Below are 19,507 nucleotides of genomic sequence, written 5' to 3' on the forward strand. Positions count from 1 at the left end.
CAACGGCCCCTTGGCAAGGCCGAACGGCCAGCACGCCCTGACACTTGATCGCACGCGAAGCCGAAGGCGAGCCGTACTCACCGCGCGGTCCGGATGGGGCGTGGACCCGGCTTCGGATCAGATTGGCGGGGTCTGGGGCGGAGCCCCAGGAATCAGCCCGCCCCCATGATGTGCCGCAACTGAGCCAGAAGATCCGACCGGGACGTAGACCCCAACCGCTGCCGCATCCGAGCCATGTGGTGCTCAACAGTCTTGGCGGAGATGAACAACCGATCCCCCACCTGCCGATAAGTCATCCCCTCCAACACCAACTGAGCCACCTCCCGCTCCCGATCGCTCAACTTCCCGGCATCCTCGACCACGGCGACAACATCAGCCTCAGCCGCACGCCGAGCGGAAACCGGCCGCCCCTGCAACAACCGAGCACAGTCCAGCAACCGGACCATCGCCTGCCGATCAGAAGTCCGGATGGCAGCCTGCCCGGCCAGCCGAGAAGCGTCCCACCACAACCCGACAGCGTGCAGACTCCGAGCGACTTCCTCGACCCGATCAGCGTCGACATCCCCAGCCACCACGTCCAGCCAGCACTCGGCAGCAGCGGACAGGATCGCGCAGTACCGGCTCCGCTCCCGATGAACCGCCAGCGCGGCAGCATGTTCCTCAGCCGACGCGGTGTTCTCATCAATGATCGCCGCGTGCAGCAGGCTCCAGTGCAGCTGCGTGGCCCACATAGGTGGATTCCCCAACGCCCGCAACAACACAGCGGCCTGGGCCAGGTGGGGCGCCAACCGCTCCTTGTCCCCCAACCGGGCAGCGGCAGCGGCGAACTCGCCCAACGGCAACAGGCTGAACAGGTCAACGGGATGCCGGAGAACAGCCTCACAGGCCTGCTCCCAAGTCCGGCGCAAGGTCGCCAGATCAGAGTTCCGCCGAGCCACCCCGACCTCGAGGGCCACCGCGAAGATCCAGTCACGAGGCTCAAAAGCACCCCGAACGGACATCAACGTCTCGCGGGCCACAGCCAGGTTCCCGCGCAACATGTGCAACCAGGCCTGCAACAGCCGGTGCCGCACGGACATCAGCACCCCACCGGTACCGGCCTCCACGGCCCGGTCCAGCACGGACTCCGCAACTTTCGGCTCGCCGCAGTGCACAGCGACCAACGCCGCCAACGCGGCCGGGCTGTCCGGCAGCAGCACAGCTCCACCGGCAGGTTCGAGCATCGACGAAGCACGCACCAATGTGGACAGTGCCGCGGTCTCGCCGCCGGCCACCGACTGCCGAACTCCCTGCAGCATCAACGAGGCCGCGCCGCCGAGCATCGTGGGAGGCTGCGGAGGCGTCTCCTCGAAGACATGGCCGGTGCCGATCAACCCGATCCCGGCGAAAGCGGCGGCGTAGGGAGTGGCGGCCCACCGGAACAGCTCGGTGCTGCGCGCCAGTTGCCCGCGGTGGGCCAGCGCGACGGCCGCCACCTCGGCCGCGGTCCGCCGGTGCGGCGAGTCGGCGACGCTGATGACCTGGTCGGCGAGGCGCAGGGCACCGTCCAGGTCTCCGGCCATGGCCGAGGCGGTGGCCCAGGAGGCAGCGGTCTCGGCGGAAGGCGTACCTCCGCCGGTCGAGGCCTTGAACAGCCGCGCGGCCAGTGCGGGATCGGAGGCCAGGGCCTCACGGGCGGCCGCGACGAACACGGGTCCGCCGATCCCGGTGTCGACCAGGGGCCGCACCAGTTCCAGCACCGGCCCACCGCGGTCGAGCTGCAACTGCGCCAGCTTCTGCCGCACCGCGATCCGGCGCTCGGCGCGAGTCAGCGCACCGACGGCCCGCTGCGCCAACGGCAGCAGGGTGCCGTCCTCGGTGAGCATGCCTGTGGCACGGGCGGCTTCGATGATGTCACTGACCTCGTCGAAGTCCTTGTCCAGCAAGGCGGACAACAGGTCCAGCCGCTGAGCGGCACCGGCTTCGGCGGCCAGCAGGAACTTCTGGAGGTCGGCGTCCAGCCAGTCCAGGTCAGCGCGGAACGCGCCGAGGGCGTCGGCGGAAACCTCGGTCACAGCGCCAAGGCGTTCCACGTACCGCGGCACGCCGCCGGTCTGCGCGAAGACGAAGTCGGCAACCGGCTTGGCGGCGCCGAGCAGTTCGCGAACACCGTCACGGGACAGTGGCGCCAACGACACGACGACGGCACCACCGCTCAGTTCGGCCAGCGCCGCACGGCGCGGCCAGGGCCGGTGGGCCAGCACCAGGAGGGGTTCCGCGGCAAGCGAGCGCAGGGAGGCGTCGTCCAGCAGGTGCGCGTCGTCCACCACGCGCACAGCGGAGTTGGTGATCTCCGAAAGCAGCGCTGTCTTGCCGTAACCACCAGGCGCCGCAACGACCACGCGCAGGCGGGTGCCCGCGGCGGCTTCGTTGATCCGGTCGAGGACACCCCGCACCGGGGCGTCCAGCACCAACCTGGCTCGCGTGGTCACGCTCAACGGCCGTCCTCATCATCGTCTCGGGATCGGGGGCTGGAACCGGCGCGGCGGCCGGCGGGCTTCAGCACGCGCGCGACGCGCTTCACCCGCCTCGGCGGCAGTTCCAGCGGGGACACGTCCACCGGCGGGCGGGGCGGTGGCGCGCTGAACTCGTCGTCGGCGCTCGGGACCTCGCCGACGGGGAAGCGCATCGAGGCTTCACGGGTGTGCACGAGGACCGACGTGTCGAGCGGTTCCGGCTCGACCTCGGGGCCCATCAGGACCAGCCGCGCGGCGACCGCGAGGCCCTTGGCTACCGAGTGCTCGGGGCGGGCCTCGGCCAGCACGCGGCAGTCGACCGCGGACGACAGCGCGTCGCCGATCACGGGCATCCGGCATGCACCGCCGACGAGCAGCACCGCGTCGGGCTGCACGGTCCCCAGGGCACGAACGAAGGTGCTGACCAGGTGGTCGACGGACGGCCGGATCTCGTCCACGAACTCGTCGCGCGCGATCTCCACCCCGCTGACCACGACGGACGGCGCGGAAGGGCCGAACGCCCGCTTCGCCGCCTCGCACTCGGCGGACGACACGTGGCCGTCCTTGCCGAGCCGGCCGCGCACCAGCCCGAAGAGCAGGTCGTCGAAGTCGGCGCCGGTGTGGTGGTCGACGCCGTCGACGTGGTTGACCAGTTCGAACGTCCGGGTCTGCGCTCGCCGGACCACCGACGTGGAGAAGGCGTGGCTGCCGAGCGAAAAGACCGCCAGCGACGCGTCGAGCACCACGCGGGAACGCACGGCGTGGTTCTCGGCGGCCGCCAACGGCTCCGGCACGAGCGTGGCGTCGGGCAACCCGACCGCCCGCAGGGCCGCGTGGAGCTGCCCACGGCGATAGGGACCCCACCCTGCCGGGTGACTGACCGCCAGGTGACGGGGCTGTTCACCCTCTCGGGCTACCACCTCGCCGACGACCCACATGACCAGCAACGCGGTGAGCTCCTCGGCCGGGCACAGCTCCGGACCCAGCGCGAACGGCACGGCGTCACCGACCCGCCGGGCGAAACCGGAGGCGGTCCACCCGACCACCCCGCGCTCACCGACGGAGAACGTCCCCGCCTCCGTGAGCTGCAGCGAGGACGGCACCACGAGGGCGATCTCGGCATCCCGGGCACCGTCGAGGCGGCACACGGCAGCCGTCGTCCGGGTGGTCCCGACATCGACTCCGAGTACGTACGCCAAGTCTCTTCCTCACCTGTTCGCAGCAGCGACCAGTACCTACACGGGTGAACGAGAGACGCTCAAGCGAGGCCCCTAACCCCCTAGGGGGTCAACGACCGTCACCCCATCGGGGAACGGGGATTCACTGGGAGTGATCCCCGATGCCGGTCACGGGTCCGCTCTCATAACTTTCAGCCACACACCCCGACCGAGATCCGTGCCTCAACAGGAGTCCCTTCAGATGATGCCCAGCACGCTCCACGACTTCGTGCTCAACCTGCTCAGCGACCCGTCCCTCAAGGACGCCTTCGCGGCCGACGCTCAGGGCACCCTGGAGCAGGCTGGCCTCGCCGACATCACCGCCGTCGACGTGCAGGAAGTCATCCCGCTGGTCCTCGACCTGCTGCCCGCCACCCCCGCTGGCCTGCCCGCCATCGACGGTGTGGACCTGGCCCTGCCGACCGACGACCTGCTCGCGGACGGCCCGCTCGGCGCCATCAGCCAGCTGCAGGCGGTCGCGTCTCAGCTGACCTCGTCGGGCCTGAGCCTCAGCGAGCTGCACACCTCCTCGGCCGGCGTGCTCGCGGCGGACGAGAACGGCTTCAACCTGATCACGGCGAACAAGACCCTCGGCGAGTACACCTCGACCAACGTGGGCCTCGACGGTGACTTCTCCGTCGTCGGCGACGTGGCGAGCGTCCTCGACCAGACCGCGTCGCCGCTCACCGGCACCGTGCTGGACGTGGCCGACACCGCCACCGCGACCGTCGACGCGCCGCTGGACGGCGTCTCCTCGAGCGTTCCCGGCCTGGACGGCGTCCTCGGCAACCTCGGTGGCGCGACGGGTCTCGCCCACGACGCCCTCGGCGTGCTGGGCGGCGGCGGCGCCGACCTCGGCGTGCTGAACGTCTCCGGCCTGGGCGACCTCGCCGACGGCAACCTCACCGCGCACTCCACCGAGACCGTCGCGACCGTCGAGCACACGGTGACCGGTGTCGTCGGCACCGCGACCGGCGTGGTCGGCAGCGCGGGCGTCGGCGACGTGCTCGGTGACCACGGTGTCGGCAACGTGCTCGGCACCGTCACCGACGTGACCCACAACGTCCCGGTCGTCGGCGACCTGGACCTGGGCCTGCTCGGCTGAGCCACCCTCCCCACGCGGACCGGCCCTGTCTCTCGCGGACAGGGCCGTTTCGTCGTCTCCGCCTGGATCGTCGTCTGACAAAACACCCAAACCGGTTCACGTTCTACTCGGTGAGCAACGTCACCGCCCTCCCGAACAGCCCCGTCTGTTCGAACGAAACCGGTATCGAAGTCAAGGCTTTCACCCAAGGGGGTGAACACGGCACTATGAGTCAGGTGATGGCACCGCCCTGGCTCGACGTGCTCGACGAGACGATCGGGGCCTGCGTCACGCACCGGAGGCCCGATCTGGAGGCCCGGCTGCGGGAGAAGCGGGCACAGCAACTGGACCCCAAGTTGCGCGTTCTCGTCGTCGGCGAGTCCAAACAAGGCAAGAGCCAGCTCGTGAACGCGTTGCTCAACGCACCCGTCTGCGCGGTGGGCGACGACATCACGACGACTGTCCCGACCTTCGTCCAGCACGCGGACACCCCGTCCGCGGCTCTGGTCCGCAACGCCTCGGCGGGCGGATCGATCTTCCACACCCCGACCGAGCGCATCGCCGTGCCGATCGACCAGGTGACGAAACAGGCCGCCGCGCAGCACGTCGTGCGGGCCGAGATCGGCATTCCGCGCGCGCTGCTCGACAGCGGCCTGGTCCTGATCGACACCCCCGGCGTCGGCGACACCCGCTCCGCGCACACCGCCAGCACGTTCGCGACGCTGATGCAGGCCGACGCCGTGCTGCTGGTCTCCGACGCGACGGGTGAGCTGACCTCGGCGGAGATGACGCTGCTCAAGAAGGTCATGGAGGCCTGCCCGAACGTCACCGTGGTCGTCACCAAGATCGACCTGGTGCCGAGCTGGCGGCACGTCGTGGAGCGCAACCGGGCGCTGCTCGCCCGCGCCGGCATCCGCGCGAAGCTCATCCCGGTCTCGTCCGCACTGCGGCTGCGCGCCGCGAAGACGGGCGACCAGCGCCTCAACAGCGAGTCCGGGTTCCCGGAGCTGGTGACGTGCGTGCAGAGCGACATCGTGGCGAGCGCCGACCTGCTGGCCCGCCGCGCCGTCGCCGTCGTGGCGTCGTCGGCGATCACGCAGCTGGTCACGCCGTTGCGCGAGGAGCTCACGGCCCACGACTCGTCCCGCACGGTCGCCACGATCTCGACGCTGCAGGAGGCCCAGCGGCGCGTCGACGAGCTGCGCCGCCGGTCCGCGCGCTGGCAGAACGTGCTCAACGACGAGATGGCCGACCTGATCTCCGACGTCGAGTACGACCTGCGCGACCGCACCCGGAAGATCCTGCGCGAGGTCGACAAGACCTACGACGAGGCCGATCCCACGATCGGCTGGGACCAGTTCGAGCAGTGGCTGGAGGACAACCTCAACGAGGCCGCCACCACGAACTTCGCCTGGCTGATGGAACGCGCGGAGTGGGTGGCCGCCAAGGTGGCCAGGAACTTCCCGGTCTACCGAGAGGACCTGATCCCGGGATCGGTGCTGCCGGACGACCTGCTCGAACCGGCGAGCAAGCTCGAGAAGCCGAAGATCGAGCCGTTCTCGATGCCGCAGAAGCTCTTCACCGGTCTGCGCGGCTCCTACGGCGGCGTGCTGATGTTCGGCCTGGTGACGTCGCTGGCCGGCATGCCGCTCATCAACGTGATCTCGCTCGGCGCCGGCGCGCTGTTCGGCGGGAAGTCCATTCTGGACGAGAGCGACCAACGGCTCAAGCGCCGTCAGGCCGCGGCGAAGGCCGCCGCGCAACGGCACGTGGACGACTTCTTCATGAAGTTCTCCAAGGACGTCCGCGACTCCGGGCGGCACATCCAGCGCTCGCTGCGCAACCACTTCAGCACGCTCGCCGAAGAGCTGCAGGAGACGTTGCTGGAGTCGGCCCGCAGCGCCAAGCGCGCGGTGCAGGACGACCAGACCGAACGCGAGCGCAGGATGCGGGAAGGCCGCAAGGAGCTGGACAAACTCGTCACGCTCTACAAGCGGGTGCAGGCACTCGGGGGTCCTGCGATGGAGCTCACCGCGTGACATTGGACCGCGTCGTCTGGTCGATGCTGCAAGAGGCGCTGGGTGTCTACCGGGACAGCCCCCGCGCCACGGCCTGGCTGCGCTCGCACGTCGAGCGCTACACCGAACCCGTGCGGATCGCGGTGGCCGGCCGGTCGCGGATCGGCAAGTCCACTGTGGTCAACGCACTGGTCGGTGACGAGTTCACGCCGCAGAACTCGTTCGTCTGGTACCGCGGCGGCACCGAGCAGCGGGCGCACGTGTTCAACGGCCCCGGCCGGCCGCACGAGATCACGATCGGCAGGCGGGGCAGCCGCAACCACGTCGAGACGGGCCAGTTCGACCGCTCCGACCGGATCGTCGTCGACTGGCCCGCGCGGACGCTGCGCGACGTCGTGCTGATCGACACCCCGTCCGAGGCCACGCCGGAGCAGGTGCTCGGTGACGCGGACGCGTTGCTGTACCTGATGCGGCACGTGCAGGACGAGGACCTGAAGTTCCTGCAGTCCGCCAACGACCACCCGATCGCCAGGACCGCAGCGGTGCACACGGTCGCTGTGCTCGCCCGCGCCGACGAGATCGGGGCCGGGCGGATCGACGCGCTGTCGTCGGCCAAGCAGATCGCCCGCCGCTACCGGCGTGATCCGGCCGTGCAACCGTTGTGCCAGAACGTGGTCTCGATCGCCGGGCTGCTGGCGGTGGCCGCGAAGACGTTGCGGGAGGACGAGTTCGCGGCCCTGCGGGTGCTGTCGTCGCTGGGGCGCGAGGAGCTGGAGGACCACCTGCTGTCGGCGGACCGGTTCGCCGGCGAGCAGTTCCCGCTGGCGATGGAACCCGCTGTGCGGCAGGCGTTGCTGGAGCGGTTCGGCATCTTCGGCGTCCGGCTGATCACCGCGTTGATCAGGCAGGGTTTCGACTCGCAGGTGAAGCTGACCGGCCAGCTGGTGCAGCGCAGCGGGCTCGGCGAGCTGCGCGACTCGATCGCGGTCCACTTCGTCGAACGCCGCGAGGTCCTCAAGGCGCGGTCGGCGCTGCTGGCGCTCGACGTGCTGTTCCGGATGGAGCCGCGGCAGAACGCGCGCAAGCTGGTGGCCGACCTGGAACGGGTCGTCGCCTCCGCGCACGACTTCCGCGAACTGCGGCTCGTGGCCGCGCTGCAGTCCGGCCGCACGAAGCTGCCCGCCGAACTGCAGGCCGAGGCGCTGCGGCTCGTCGGCGCCGAGGGCGTGGCACCGTTGGCACGGCTGGGTTTCGAGTACGAGGCCGATGCCCGTGAGCTGCGTGAGGCGTTGCTCGACGCGCTGCTCCGGTGGCAGGCGCAGGCAGCGGACGTCCACGCGACCCACGCCCACCGGAAGGCCGCCCAGATCGTGGTGCGCGCGTGCGAAGGGCTACTCCCGCAGTTCAGCTGAGGCACGATGGTCCGCATGGAACTCGTGCGTTGGGAGAACGAGCACTTCGGCTACATGCTGAGGTGGGCGTCCGACCCGCGGATGACGGCGTACGTCGGCAACGGCATGCCGTGGACCCCTGACTACGTGGCCGAACGGCACGAGCAGGCGTTGCGGCACTGGGAGGTGCACGGCTTCGGCCTGCACGTGGTCGTCGAGGACGGCGTGGTCGTCGGGCTCGCGCAGATGCTCGACGGCGACCTGGGCGAGATCGAGATCGGTTACTGGGTCGACCCCGCGTGGTGGGGGCGCGGGATCGCCTCCCGGGTCGCGGTGGAGCTGCGGGACCGGGCGCTCGCCATCGCGGACCGGGTCGTGGCCGGGACCGACGCCAGGAACTCCGCGTCGGGACGGGTGCTGGAGAAGGCCGGGCTGAGGTACTTCACCAGCAGGAACATGGGCGGAAGACTTCAGCACTGCTACGCGTTGGACCGGGGTATGAGTGACAAGGGCGTCCTGCGGTACAGCGCGTTCACGACCGATCCGGCCGGGGGGAACCCGGCGGGGGTGGTGCTCGACGCGTCCGATCTGAGCGACGACGAGATGCTCGGGATCGCGGCGAAGGTGGGCTATTCGGAGACCGCGTTCGTGGTGCCGCGGACCGAGCGCGAGTTCGACGTCCGGTACTTCAGCCCCAAGGCCGAGGTGCCGTTCTGCGGGCACGCCACGATCGCCACGTCCGTCGCGCTGGCCGAGCGGATCGGGGACGGGCCGCTGACGTTCCACACGCCGGCCGGGGAGATCACCATCGAGACCTCGGGCGGGACCGCGTCGCTGACGAGCGTGCCGACGAGCACGTCCGCCGCCGACCCGGCGCTGGTCGCGGACGCACTGGAAGCGTTGGGCTACAAGGAGATCGGTGACGGCCCGGTGCACGTCGGCTTCGGCGGCGCACGCCACCTGCTGATCCCGCTGAAGGACCGCGAGCAGCTGCGCGAGCTCGACTACGACTTCGACGCGTTGCGCGACCTGATGCTGGCGCACGACCTGACGACCGTGCACCTGTTCTGGCGGGAGTCCGCGGACCTCGTGCACGCCCGCGACCCGTTCCCCGTCGGCGGTGTCGTCGAGGACGCGGCCACGGGCGCTGCCGCCGCCGCGTTCGGTGGCTACCTGCGCGACCTCGAAGGGCCGCAGCGGTTCGTCATCAGCCAGGGCGAGGACATGGGCAGGCCGTCCCGCCTGGAGGTCGACGCCACCCGCGACGACCGCCGCGTCACCGTCACCGGTGCCGCCGTGGTCATCCCTTAGGGTTCGACGCCGCTGCCGCAGAGCGCAGGGTGTGCGGCAGCAGCGTCGAACCGAGGGGTGCGCACCCTCCCGCGCCGGACCCGAAGGCGCTGCCGCAAGCGCCGGGCCGGATGATCGATCGAGTGCCACTATGCACCGATCGAAGGGTGGCGGCGCATTCAGAAGGGGGATACAAGGTCTTTATGCCCGAGCTGGAGCTCCGACACCTCCGCGCGGTACGAACCATCGCCGAGGAAGGCAGTGTCACCAGGGCCGCGACGCGGCTCGGACTCACCCAACCCGCCCTGTCCGCCCAGCTGCGCACCGTCGAGAGACTCGTCGGCGGCCAGCTGTTCGACCGAACGCGCAACGGTTGCGTCCCAACGGACCTGGGCCGCCGGGTGCTGGGCACCGCACGCCTGGTGCTCGACGAGATGGCGCAGCTGATGGCCAACACCCGCGAGACGGACCGGCGTGGCCCGCTCTTCGTCGGCTGCATCCCGATCCTGTACTTCGCCCGGCTCGTGGAGGGCATGCGGGGACTCAACGCGGACGTGCGTGCCGAAGTCCGGCCCTCGTCCGCGGAGATCGTGGACATGCTGGAGGCCGGGCAGGTGCACGTGGCGCTGTTCGAGTTCTTCGACGGCATGCACGCGCGCGACCTGGCCGGCATCGAACTGCGGAAGCTGGTGACGGAGCCGGCGTTCGTGGCGTTGCCGGAGACGGACCCGCTGGCGGCGCAGGAGGAGGTCGACCTGGCCTCCCTGGCAGACCGGGACTGGGTCACCCCGCCGAAGCAGCACATCGGCAGCCGGACCCAGATGTTCCAGGTGTGCGCCGACGCCGGGTTCGTGCCCCGGCTGACGCACCACACCGGGGAGGCCAGCATGGCCCGTGGACTGGTCGCCGGCGGGTGTGTGTCGTTCGCCGCGGCGCCTTCGCGGACCGGGGAGGGGATCGTGATCCGGCGGCTGCGGGGGATGCCGTTGATGACGGACATCTTCGTGGCCACGCGCAGGGACTCGCCGGTGGCGGGGCGGGCGCACGAGGTTTTCGCGTGCGCCGCCGACGCCTACCGGTCGGTGCTGGACCGCAACCCGGAGTACCGCAGGTGGTGGGACGCGCACCCGGAGGCGCACCCCGAGTTCACCTAGACCGCGATCGGGCGGGAGGGACGGCCGATCAGCTTCTCCAGATCCGGGCGGACCTCGGCGAACACGCCTTCGCGGATGGCCTTGAAGAAGTCGACGAAGATCGCGGGCACGCCGGCCGCGACCAGGTCGTCGTCGCTGACGTCGCGGTAGCGGTCGCCCGCGAGCTCGGGGAACGACCACGAGGTCGAGCCGGTGAGCTCGTAGACCTGGTTCTCGTGGCCGCCGGTGGTGAGCGCGACGGCGGCGGCGAGGGCGTAGTCGTCACGGGCGGCGCTGGCGACCCGGCCGTCCTTCGTGGAGACGGCGACGGTCTCGCCGGCCAGCACGCCGAGGTAGTTCTCGTGGTACATGCCGTTGCGCAGGAACGTGAACGGGATGCCGGTGGCCCGGATGGCCTCCTCGGTGGCCTTGTGCACCGCCGCGACGCCCACCGTGGACGTGTCCGCGTCGGTCAGGCTCGTGTAGAAGATGTGGCCCACGCCGTGTTCGACGGCCTTGGCCACGGCGTTGCGGTGCTGCTGGACGCGGGTCTCCGTGTCGGGTGCCTCGCCGGACACGATGAGCAGCTTGTCGGCTCCGCGGAAGTCGAGGGTCTCGGGCTGCTCGAAGTCGCCCTGCCTCACCTCGACGCCTTCCAGGGTGAACTTCTCCGGAGAGCGCACGGACACGACGACCTGCTCGTTCGTGCGGTCGAGGACGTAGCGGACCACGGCGTTGCCGAGCTGGCCGGAGGCTCCGGTGATGAGGATCGTCATGGATCTGAAGGTAGGGTTAGCGCTATCCTTTCGTAAGTACCCACTTTGGAGTCGGGTACTTACGCGGAGGTGAGCATGCAGGTCGCGGTGTGTCCCGAGCGGGCGATCATGGAACACGTCACAAGCCGGTGGGGCGTGCTGGCGCTGCAGGCGCTGTCCAACGGGGAGGCGTGGCGGTTCAGCGAACTGCGCCGGGAACTGGAGCACGCGAGCGAGAAGATGCTCACCCAGACGTTGCGGACACTGGAGCGCGACGGGTTCGTGCACCGCGAGGTCTTCCCGGTCATCCCGCCGCACGTCGAGTACACGCTGACACCTCTCGGCAAGGGTGCGGCGAACCACCTCGTGGCGCTCGCCCACTGGATCGAGGCGAACGTCCCAGAGGTGACCCAGGCGCAGCAGCGCTATGACAACCCCTGAGGCACACCGGAGAGTCGAGCAGCAGACATCGGACTAGTCACCCAGATGCGCAGTGAACGTTCTCACTTGGATGCCTTAAACCCGAGAAAGACATCGGATGGGTCACGAATTGGGGGCGCCATTCGGGGGCCGATACTGGCACAATGGACCAATGGCCCAACCGTTCACCGACGAAAGCCATCCGGCTGAGCCCTATCCGGGCACTCGTCCAGACCACTGTTTCGTCCACGTGGACGAAACGGGCTGGCCAGTGCGACCGGACCTCACCATGGAGTCGGGATGGCGTGTTGAGCCGGAGAACATCGATCTAGACCAATGGCTTGCGAACCACGGCGAGCCCCCGCTGGCGGGCCGCATGCCGGTGCTCGGCTACGGGTCGAACGCCAATCCCAGCAAGCTCACCTGGCTCCGTGAAGAGCTCGGACTCGAAGGCCCCGCGGTCGTGCTGCGCGCACGGTGCGAGGGCCTTTCTGCTGTCTGGGCCGCCGGCCTGCGCATGCGGGACGGGCAGCGGCCGGCGACGCTCGCGGGGGCGCCCGGCGTCACCGAGGAGCACTCGATCTGGTTCGCCACGCCTGATCAGTTGCGCGTGCTGGACCGGTGCGAGGGCCGCGGGCTGCGCTATCGGCTCGTACGCGTGCACACGGGCCGTGTGGTGCTCTACAACGGCGGCGTCATCGACAGCGTTCTGGCGTACACGGCAGGCTCGAAGAAGCGCATGCCCGTGCTCTTCAACGGCCGCATGGTCCGTTGCGCGGACGTCTCGCAGCGGGGCGCGCGCGTGCTGGGCGAGAGGCCCGCGCCGAACGACGGGCTGGACGTCACCGAGATCCACGGCGAGCCGTCGGCCGACGACTGGCCCGAGTTGCTGTTCGCCTACGGCACCCTCCAGCCGGGCGCAAGCGCTTGGCACCTGATGGAACCGCACGTCGTGGAGGCCGAGGAGACTCATCTCCCCGGCACGTTGTTCGACACCGGCCAGGGCTACCCCGCGCTGCGCCCCGGCGCCGGCCTGGGCGTGCCCGGCTTCGTGCTGCGGCTCAAGTCGCCCGAGGACGCCCTGCCGCTGCTCGACGAGTACGAGGGTGAGGACTACCGCCGCGTGCGCGTCGTGCTGCCCGACGGGCGCATCGCCTGGACGTACCTGTGGACCGCCGCGGTGCAGGGCATGGCGGAACTTCCGGACGGATGGGACGTCCACCAGATCCGGTGAATTTCCGGCACGTTGTGTTGGTTGATCGGTAATTGGGCACATCCTTCGGTGGTAGGAGGTGCACCCATGACTCGACGGTTGATCGCTTGCGGACTGCTGGTGCTCGCTTCCGTTACGGCTTGCGGGACGAGAACGCCGGACAACGCGTCGCAAACACTGCCGACGGCTTCGCCGACGCCCTCGTCGACGTCTTCGTCCGCTCCCGCCTCGAACACGCCTCAGGCGCTCTCCCCCAACGGGACGCGCTGCAACTCGGCGGCGTTGAAGGGCGAGGTCGTTCCGACTGATGCCGGAGCGGGGAACAGGTACGGCAAGTTCGTCGTGACGAACACCGGGACGGTGCCGTGCACGTTGGACGGTTACAGCGGTTTCCAGCTGGAGAACGCCTCCGGCGCCGTACCCACCAAACTGGAGCGCAAGGCCGACCCCGGTCCTGCCGCTCTGACGCTCGCGCCTGGCGGCAAGGCCTCCGCGAACCTGCGCTGGAGCGTGGTACCCGCGGGCGGCGAGCCGGTGGAGGGCTCGTGCCAGCCGGAGCCGTCGAAGGTCGCGGCGATCCCGCCGAACGAGACGGCACCACTGTCCATGCCGTGGACCCTGGGCCCCGTGTGTTCCGGTGGCCGGATCGAGATAAGTGCCTTCTACGCTTCGTAGATGCACGTACCTGGATGGCTCGCCGTGCTGCCGCACGGCGAGCGCATCGCCTTCTCGCTGCGCACCGCGGGCGTTCCGGTCGCGGTGGGCGAGAACTTCGAAGCGGTGATCGAGACCGCGGACCGGCCGGTCGTCCTCATTGGACACTTCACCGCGGCGCCCGCCGCGGTGCGCTGTGCCCAGAAGCGTTCCGGGCTCGCCGCGCTGGTGCTGGTGTCACCGGTGCTCGGCCTCTGGGACGGCGCGTCGAACGAACTGGCCGACCTGATGGACGAGGTCGGCTTCGGGCCGGCGCTGGGCGACCTGCCGACGTTGTGGCTGCACGGCTCGGCCGACGAGATCGTGCCGATCTCGGACACCCGCGCGGGCACCGACCGGATCCGCGGTTCGGCCTTCGAGGAGCACGTCGCGGACGGGCTGCTGACCGACGGCGAGGCCGTCACTCGGGTGCTGGAGTTCACGCGGAGGGTCGTCTGACACCATTTCGGGTGTCATGGACGAAGACGACCTCGTGCTCCTGATCACCGTGGTGGTCGAGGCAGCGGACGAGCAACAGGCGCGTGCCGCGTGCGACGCGCTCATCAACCGTGCGGGCGCCCAGATCGTGGACGCCCGCGACTGCTCCGACGAGGAGCCGGGCTGCTGGGCCGTCGTGATCACACGGCCGAGCACGGAGAAGGCCACCCACAACGTCGCGGCGGCGCTCGCGCGGGCCGTTCGCACGTTCGTGCGCGGGCTGGGCGAGGGCTTCTCGGCGCCGCGGGTGGCGTGCGAGCCGCCGACGGCGTGGACCGTGCTGGACGAACCCGAGCTGATCAACGGCCTGGTACCGGGCGCCGAGAGGGTTCTGGTCGAGGTGTGGGCCGGAGATGACCCTTTCGGGGCAACAACTTTGCGTGACAACTCGCCGTCGAAGCCGTCTTGATTCACCCGGCCGGTCGGCATGAACGCTCAACGGGCTGTAGGCGTCGTTGTGAGAGTTGCTACACGCGTGGAAGAGCGGCCTGCGGCGGGCTGAACTGATCATTAAATCAAGGCCCGTTCGAGTGGATTCAGGCATCCACCCGGTTAGCCGATCTTCGGTCTCAACTGTGAAAATCTGGGCACAATCTCTACTAAAGGTGGTCGTCAGACCATCTTGTTCCGGAGGGTTCGGGAGCCGACATGGCCAGCATCGAAGAGGTCCGTGCCGCAATTGCCCAGGCGATCGACAAGGCTGCTCAAAGCCAGTCGGCCCTCCAACAGGCGGCTGAGCTCGCCGAGGACGCGCAGCAGCTGCTGACATCGGTCACGCAGGGCTCCGTGCAGGCGGACGTCGAGACGACGAACGCCCAGTTCGCCCAGGTCGTGTCCGGCGTGAGCGAGCTGCAGAACTACCTCGGCGCCGGCATTTCCGGGGCCGAGGGCATCAACAGCAGGCTTTGATGGCGTCCATCGGCGAGGTTCGTGCCGCGCTCGAGCAGGCGAGCGAGATCCTGCGTGAGTCGTACCGCAACGTGCGATCAGCGCAGGAGGGCCTCGACGAGGCGGTCGCGATCCTCGCCGAGTCGAGTGAGAACCACCACGAGTCGCTGCTTCCAGTGGAGTTCGTGCGCGCGAAGGAAAGATTCCCCGATCAGCTGGAACTGATGGTGGGAACCCTAGAGCGCATCCAACGACTCACCGTGGAGCTGTGATGAGCAGGCGGGACGACCGGCGGACGAAGATCGAGAACGCCTTCGAGGAGTTCCAGCGCGCCGTTTCGGCCGCGCTGGGCTCCGTGGCGCGCGAACACCGGTTGCTCGCCACCGAGCACGCCAAGGACATGTTCGAGTTCACCGTGCGCGGCATGGGCGTCGACAAGGCGTTGCAGGACGTCGCCCTGAAGGACGTGACCTCGTTCCTGACGGTCGACGAGAAGCGCCAGAGGAACCCTCGTCAGGCGCCGCTGTCGATGCCCCAGTTCGCTGAGCGCCTCGACCAGATCAAGCACGACTGGGAGCAGTCGTTCCACGAGTGGACGACCACGGGCCCCGAGCAGCTGACCGAGCTGGTCAACTCGGTCGCCGCCGGGCCGGCGTCGTTGCCGCACGAGTCGTGGCTCGGGCATCCGGGCACGCACGACGGCAGCGAGGGCGTGCCGGAGCTGTGGCGGATCGGCACCGGCGTGGTGACGTCGGCGCCGACGCCCGTCCCGTTCCCCGTCGCGGTACCGCTGCTGGACCAGGCGCACCTGCACATCTCGTCCACTTCGGACACCCGCCAGCTCGCGGACACTCTGGTGGAGAGCCTGCTGCTGCGCGTGCTGTCGCACTTCCAGCCAGGGCTCGTGCACGTGCACGTGTGGGACGTCGGCCAGCTGACCGGGTCGTTGCCCGGCCTCTACCCGCTGACCCGCGCGAACCTGCTGACGGTGCACGACCCGGCGCGGCTGCACGAGCTGCTCGACGAGATGTCCGAGCACATCCGCCAGGTGCACACCAAGGTCCTGGTCGACGGCCACCTGACCGTTCGTGCGGTCAGCGGTGAGGGCCGGCGCACCGAACCGTGGCGCATCGCCGTGCTGTTCGGCAACCGCAAGGCGTTGAAGGAAGACCAGCAGCAACAGCTGCAACGCGTGGCGCGCAACGGTTTGGCGTGCGGCGTGCAGCTGTTCATCGTGGACATCCCGATCACGATCAACTCGCCGGTGGAGACGGTGTCGTTGCGTGGCGACGGCACCGCGTTCTGCACGATGACCGGCAAGGACGTGACCGTCACGCTGGACGACGCGCTGCCGCGCACGCTCGTGCCGCGCGCTTGTGCCGCCATCGCGGAGAAGCGCGAGGAACGGCGCTCGCGCATGAGCACGTTCGGCGACCTGCTGCCGGACAGGCCGTGGACGGAGAACTCGTCGGCCGGGGTCATCGCGCCCGTCGGCTTCGACGACGGCGAGCAGGTCTGCGTGCAGCTCGGCGACACCTCGCCGCACGCGTTGATCGGAGGGCCTTCGGGTTCCGGCAAGACGAACTTCCTCTACGCGATGCTCGGTTCGTTGTGCGCGCGCTACTCGCCGAACGAGCTGGAGCTGTACCTGCTGGACTTCAAGGAAGGCGTGTCGTTCGCGCAGTTCGCGCCGGGCCGCAAGGACCCGTCGTGGCTGCCGCACGCGCGCCTGGTCGGCGTGAACGTCAACACGGACCGCGAGTTCGGCGTGGCGCTGCTGCGGTTCCTGTCCGACGAGATGCGCCGGCGCGCGGACGCGGCCAAGCAGCACGAGGTCACCAAGCTGGAACACCTGCGCGCCGAGGACCCCGGTGGCCGCTGGCCGCGGATCGTCGCCGTGATCGACGAGTTCCAGTACCTGTTCGGCGAACGCGACCAGGTCACCGCCGCCGCGACGCAACTGCTGGAGGACGTGGCGCGCCGCGGCCGTTCGCAGGGCATCCACCTCGTGCTGTCGTCGCAGGACGTCTCGGGCATCGAGGGTTTCTGGGGAAAGTCGGCGATCTTCGAGCAGTTCACCGTCCGCATCGCGCTGCCCAAGGCCCGCCGGGTGCTGGCCGAGCCGCAGAACGACGCCGCCGTGGAACTGCCGCGCTGGCACGCGGTGATCAACCACGAGTCGGGCGTCAAGCCCGGCAACGAGATCTGCCGCGTCCCGGACTCGACGTCCAAGGGCACCATGGACTTCCTGCAGAACGAACTGTGGCGCCGCGAACCGGGCCGGGCACCGGGTCTGTTCGACGGCAGCAAGATCCCGCTGATCGACGCAACGCAGGACTTCTCCGACCTGCGACCCGGCGAGGCATCGCCTACTGTTCTTCTCGGACAGGTCATCGACGTCGCGGGCAGCGCGGCACGTGTGCGTTTCGCCCGGACCCCGGGCCGCAACATCGCGGTGATCGGCTCCGTGGTCCAGGACGCGGCCGCGGTGCTCGGCGGAGCGGCCGCGTCGCTGGGCAGGCAGCACCACCCGCACGAGGCGAGGTTCTCGCTGGCCTGCCTGGTGGAGGAGGCGATGCCCGAGGCGTTGTACCTGTCCAAGCGCCTGAGCGCTGACGGGCACGACGCCGAGGTGATCCAGATCGACGGCATCCGCAGGCTGCTGGACGAGACGGCGGCCCAGCTGCAGGCGATCAACACGGGCCAGGCCGACGCGCCGCTGAAGCCGCACTACCTGGTGCTGTACGGCATCGACGCCGCGCAGACGTTGCTGGAGCAGAAGGATCCGGCGACCCGGGCGTCCGGTGTGGACAGTCTCCGCACCGTGCTGAAGCACGGCCCGGAGAACCGCACGCACGTGCTGGGTTGGTGGCGCGGCGTGCAGAGGCTGAAGGCGAGCCTCCCGCCCGGCGTCTACGACGACATCGGCGCCTGGGTGGCGTTCGACGTCCAGGGCAAGGAACTGCTGTCGCTCGGACCGGAGCAAGTGATGTCGTGGTCACCGAGACCACGCCGCGGCCTGTTCTTCGACCGGTTCGAGCACTCGCGACCGCAAGTGATCATCCCGTTCGACACTGGAGAAGCGTCTTGACCTCGTCCCCGCGCCTAAGGGCAGGGGACTTCGACCCTCGCGGATCGAGATTCCTGCTTCACAGGCGACCGCCTCGCCGACTGGTGCCGGGTTGGTCTTACGTCGCCTCCACAGGCGGCAACCGCCAGCCCGGCGGTCAGGATGTTCTTCGCGGCGTTGATGTCGCGGTCGTGCTCGGTCCCGCAGCCGGTGCACGTCCAGGTTCGTACAGAAAGATCCAGCGAGTCGAGCAGCAGACGGCATCCCGAGCAGATCTTGCTCGAAGGGAACCACCTGTCGACAACGACCACAGCTCGGCCACGCCAGGCCGCCTTGTACTCGATCATGGTCCGGAACTCCGACCACGCAGCATCGGAGATCGCACGAGCCAAACGCGAACGACCCAGCATGCCGGACACGTTCAGATCCTCGATCACGATCGTTTGGTTCTCACGAACGAGTCGAGTGGTCAGCTTGTGCAGGAGATCCCGTCGCCGATCTGCGATACCGGCATGGATTCTGGCGACCGCACGTCGGGCCTTCGCACGGTTGGCGGATCCCTTGACTCTCCTAGCCAAACGTCGCTGCGCCCTCGCGAGCTTCACCCGTGCAAGCTGCTCATGCCGAGGGTTGCCGATCTTCTCGCCCGTGGACAGAGTTACCAGGGACGTAACTCCGAGGTCCACCCCGACCGCGGTCCGCGAACGAGGCAGCTCGGACACGCCGGTTTCAATCAGGATGGACACGAACCAGCGTCCAGCCGGGTCGAGCGAAACCGTGACCGTGCTGGGAGTGGCCCCTTCTGGCAGCGGACGCGACCAGCGAATCGAAAGCGGCTGATCCATCTTGGCCAGCTTGAGTCGGCCATCTCGCCACACGAAAGCCGACCGAGTGTACTCAGCCGACGCACGCGACTTCTTCCGCGACTTGAACCGAGGAAACTTCGCACGTTTGTTGAAGAAGCTCGTGAACGCACTCTGGAGATGCCGCAGGGTCTGCTGCAAAGGCACCGACGAAACGTGGTTGAGGAATGTCAGTTCACTGGACTTCTTCCACACAGTGAGCATGGCCGATGTTTCGGCGTAGTTCACCGTGCGCTGCTCACGGCCCCATGTATCAGCACGTGCTTGCAGGGCTCTGTTGTAGACAAGCCGCACGCATCCGAACGTGCGCAGCAACTGCCGCTGCTGCTGTTCAGTCGGATAGAAGCGGTACTTGTACGCCCGCTTCACCAGCATGCTCGACACCTTTGCCAGCTTACCGAATCAGCATCCACCGCCGAAATCGGTAAGCCTGGGATTGGCATCCTCGCCATAGTGGGTACACGTCAATTGGAGTTTCG

At 69.0% G+C, this 19,507-nt stretch carries 17 protein-coding genes; 13 read left to right on the forward strand and 4 right to left on the reverse strand.

The features are described from left to right. Positions 1-152: 152 nt before the first annotated feature. Both DFR72_RS15745 and DFR72_RS15750 read right to left on the reverse strand, forming a co-directional pair. Positions 153-2,471 (reverse strand): helix-turn-helix transcriptional regulator, encoded by a 2,319-nt coding sequence (locus tag DFR72_RS15745; RefSeq protein WP_090065440.1) that lies wholly within the window; start codon positions 2,469-2,471, stop codon positions 153-155. Positions 2,472-2,473: 2 nt separating this feature from the next. Next, complete coding sequence (locus tag DFR72_RS15750) at positions 2,474-3,694, reverse strand: Hsp70 family protein (protein WP_143086699.1); 1,221 nt, start codon at positions 3,692-3,694, stop codon at positions 2,474-2,476. A 223-nt stretch (positions 3,695-3,917) separates the two neighbouring features. Between DFR72_RS15750 and DFR72_RS15755 the strand changes: the two genes are divergently transcribed. The 5 genes from DFR72_RS15755 to DFR72_RS15775 all read left to right on the forward strand — a co-directional run bounded on the left by DFR72_RS15755 (position 3,918) and on the right by DFR72_RS15775 (position 10,649). Then, positions 3,918-4,817, forward strand: a complete 900-nt coding sequence (locus DFR72_RS15755; RefSeq protein WP_143086698.1) for an IniB N-terminal domain-containing protein — start codon at positions 3,918-3,920, stop codon at positions 4,815-4,817. Positions 4,818-5,023: 206 nt separating this feature from the next. Continuing rightward, positions 5,024-6,835, forward strand: coding sequence for a dynamin family protein (locus tag DFR72_RS15760; RefSeq protein ID WP_245983007.1), 1,812 nt, complete (start codon positions 5,024-5,026; stop codon positions 6,833-6,835). Next, positions 6,832-8,226, forward strand: a complete 1,395-nt coding sequence (locus DFR72_RS15765; protein WP_090065437.1) for a P-loop NTPase family protein — start codon at positions 6,832-6,834, stop codon at positions 8,224-8,226. Before DFR72_RS15760 ends, DFR72_RS15765 begins: the two co-directional genes overlap by 4 nt. Positions 8,227-8,241: 15 nt before the next feature. Further along, the gene (locus DFR72_RS47715; protein ID WP_170176281.1) at positions 8,242-9,516 is read left to right on the forward strand and encodes a PhzF family phenazine biosynthesis isomerase; all 1,275 of its coding nucleotides are present in this window, start codon (positions 8,242-8,244) and stop codon (positions 9,514-9,516) included. Between the two features lie 182 nt (positions 9,517-9,698). Next, on the forward strand, positions 9,699-10,649 hold the full coding sequence (locus tag DFR72_RS15775; protein WP_090065435.1) for a LysR family transcriptional regulator: 951 nt from the start codon (positions 9,699-9,701) through the stop codon (positions 10,647-10,649). Here the strand turns inward: DFR72_RS15775 and DFR72_RS15780 are convergent. Then, the gene (locus DFR72_RS15780) at positions 10,646-11,404 is read right to left on the reverse strand and encodes an NmrA family NAD(P)-binding protein (RefSeq protein ID WP_090065434.1); all 759 of its coding nucleotides are present in this window, start codon (positions 11,402-11,404) and stop codon (positions 10,646-10,648) included. The genes DFR72_RS15775 and DFR72_RS15780 overlap by 4 nt on opposite strands. 75 nt (positions 11,405-11,479) lie before the next feature. Here DFR72_RS15780 and DFR72_RS15785 point away from each other — a divergent pair, with 75 nt between their 5' ends. The 8 genes from DFR72_RS15785 (at position 11,480) to DFR72_RS15820 (ending at position 18,186) form a co-directional block, all read left to right on the forward strand. Next, on the forward strand, positions 11,480-11,824 hold the full coding sequence (locus tag DFR72_RS15785) for a winged helix-turn-helix transcriptional regulator (protein WP_090065810.1): 345 nt from the start codon (positions 11,480-11,482) through the stop codon (positions 11,822-11,824). Between the two features lie 268 nt (positions 11,825-12,092). Beyond that, on the forward strand, positions 12,093-13,037 hold the full coding sequence (locus tag DFR72_RS15790) for a gamma-glutamylcyclotransferase (protein WP_245983008.1): 945 nt from the start codon (positions 12,093-12,095) through the stop codon (positions 13,035-13,037). A gap of 66 nt (positions 13,038-13,103) precedes the next feature. Further along, positions 13,104-13,691, forward strand: coding sequence for a DUF4232 domain-containing protein (locus tag DFR72_RS15795; protein WP_090065432.1), 588 nt, complete (start codon positions 13,104-13,106; stop codon positions 13,689-13,691). Beyond that, on the forward strand, positions 13,692-14,168 hold the full coding sequence (locus DFR72_RS15800) for an alpha/beta fold hydrolase (RefSeq protein WP_090065431.1): 477 nt from the start codon (positions 13,692-13,694) through the stop codon (positions 14,166-14,168). Between the two features lie 16 nt (positions 14,169-14,184). Further along, positions 14,185-14,616 carry a hypothetical protein gene (locus DFR72_RS15805; protein ID WP_090065430.1) on the forward strand — a complete coding sequence of 144 codons (432 nt, stop codon included), beginning with the start codon at positions 14,185-14,187 and terminating at the stop codon, positions 14,614-14,616. 239 nt (positions 14,617-14,855) lie between these two features. Beyond that, positions 14,856-15,116, forward strand: a complete 261-nt coding sequence (locus tag DFR72_RS15810) for a hypothetical protein (protein WP_030481403.1) — start codon at positions 14,856-14,858, stop codon at positions 15,114-15,116. Further along, on the forward strand, positions 15,116-15,367 hold the full coding sequence (locus DFR72_RS15815; protein WP_030481404.1) for a hypothetical protein: 252 nt from the start codon (positions 15,116-15,118) through the stop codon (positions 15,365-15,367). Before DFR72_RS15810 ends, DFR72_RS15815 begins: the two co-directional genes overlap by 1 nt. Next, positions 15,367-18,186, forward strand: a complete 2,820-nt coding sequence (locus DFR72_RS15820) for an FtsK/SpoIIIE domain-containing protein (protein WP_090065429.1) — start codon at positions 15,367-15,369, stop codon at positions 18,184-18,186. The genes DFR72_RS15815 and DFR72_RS15820 overlap by 1 nt, the downstream gene beginning before the upstream one ends. Before the next feature lie 14 nt (positions 18,187-18,200). Here DFR72_RS15820 and DFR72_RS15825 read toward each other — a convergent pair whose 3' ends face one another. Beyond that, positions 18,201-19,403: an RNA-guided endonuclease InsQ/TnpB family protein gene (locus DFR72_RS15825; RefSeq protein WP_090065809.1), complete on the reverse strand. Its 1,203-nt coding sequence runs from the start codon at positions 19,401-19,403 to the stop codon at positions 18,201-18,203. Positions 19,404-19,507 lie beyond the last annotated feature (104 nt).

This window comes from Lentzea flaviverrucosa (assembly GCF_003350445.1).
Lineage (GTDB): Bacteria > Actinomycetota > Actinomycetes > Mycobacteriales > Pseudonocardiaceae > Lentzea > Lentzea californiensis.

Bases quoted from the DNA above. Each gene is read 5' to 3' on its own strand.
- DFR72_RS15755 (WP_143086698.1), top strand. From the start codon at position 3,918: ATGCCCAGCACGCTCCACGACTTCGTGCTCAACCTGCTCAGCGACCCG.
- DFR72_RS15760 (WP_245983007.1), top strand. From the start codon at position 5,024: ATGAGTCAGGTGATGGCACCGCCCTGGCTCGACGTGCTCGACGAGACG.
- DFR72_RS47715 (WP_170176281.1), top strand. From the start codon at position 8,242: ATGGAACTCGTGCGTTGGGAGAACGAGCACTTCGGCTACATGCTGAGG.
- DFR72_RS15775 (WP_090065435.1), top strand. From the start codon at position 9,699: ATGCCCGAGCTGGAGCTCCGACACCTCCGCGCGGTACGAACCATCGCC.
- DFR72_RS15780 (WP_090065434.1), bottom strand. From the start codon at position 11,404: ATGACGATCCTCATCACCGGAGCCTCCGGCCAGCTCGGCAACGCCGTG.
- DFR72_RS15785 (WP_090065810.1), top strand. From the start codon at position 11,480: ATGCAGGTCGCGGTGTGTCCCGAGCGGGCGATCATGGAACACGTCACA.
- DFR72_RS15790 (WP_245983008.1), top strand. From the start codon at position 12,093: ATGGAGTCGGGATGGCGTGTTGAGCCGGAGAACATCGATCTAGACCAA.
- DFR72_RS15795 (WP_090065432.1), top strand. From the start codon at position 13,104: ATGACTCGACGGTTGATCGCTTGCGGACTGCTGGTGCTCGCTTCCGTT.
- DFR72_RS15800 (WP_090065431.1), top strand. From the start codon at position 13,692: ATGCACGTACCTGGATGGCTCGCCGTGCTGCCGCACGGCGAGCGCATC.
- DFR72_RS15805 (WP_090065430.1), top strand. From the start codon at position 14,185: ATGGACGAAGACGACCTCGTGCTCCTGATCACCGTGGTGGTCGAGGCA.
- DFR72_RS15810 (WP_030481403.1), top strand. From the start codon at position 14,856: ATGGCCAGCATCGAAGAGGTCCGTGCCGCAATTGCCCAGGCGATCGAC.
- DFR72_RS15815 (WP_030481404.1), top strand. From the start codon at position 15,116: ATGGCGTCCATCGGCGAGGTTCGTGCCGCGCTCGAGCAGGCGAGCGAG.
- DFR72_RS15820 (WP_090065429.1), top strand. From the start codon at position 15,367: ATGAGCAGGCGGGACGACCGGCGGACGAAGATCGAGAACGCCTTCGAG.
- DFR72_RS15825 (WP_090065809.1), bottom strand. From the start codon at position 19,403: ATGCTGGTGAAGCGGGCGTACAAGTACCGCTTCTATCCGACTGAACAG.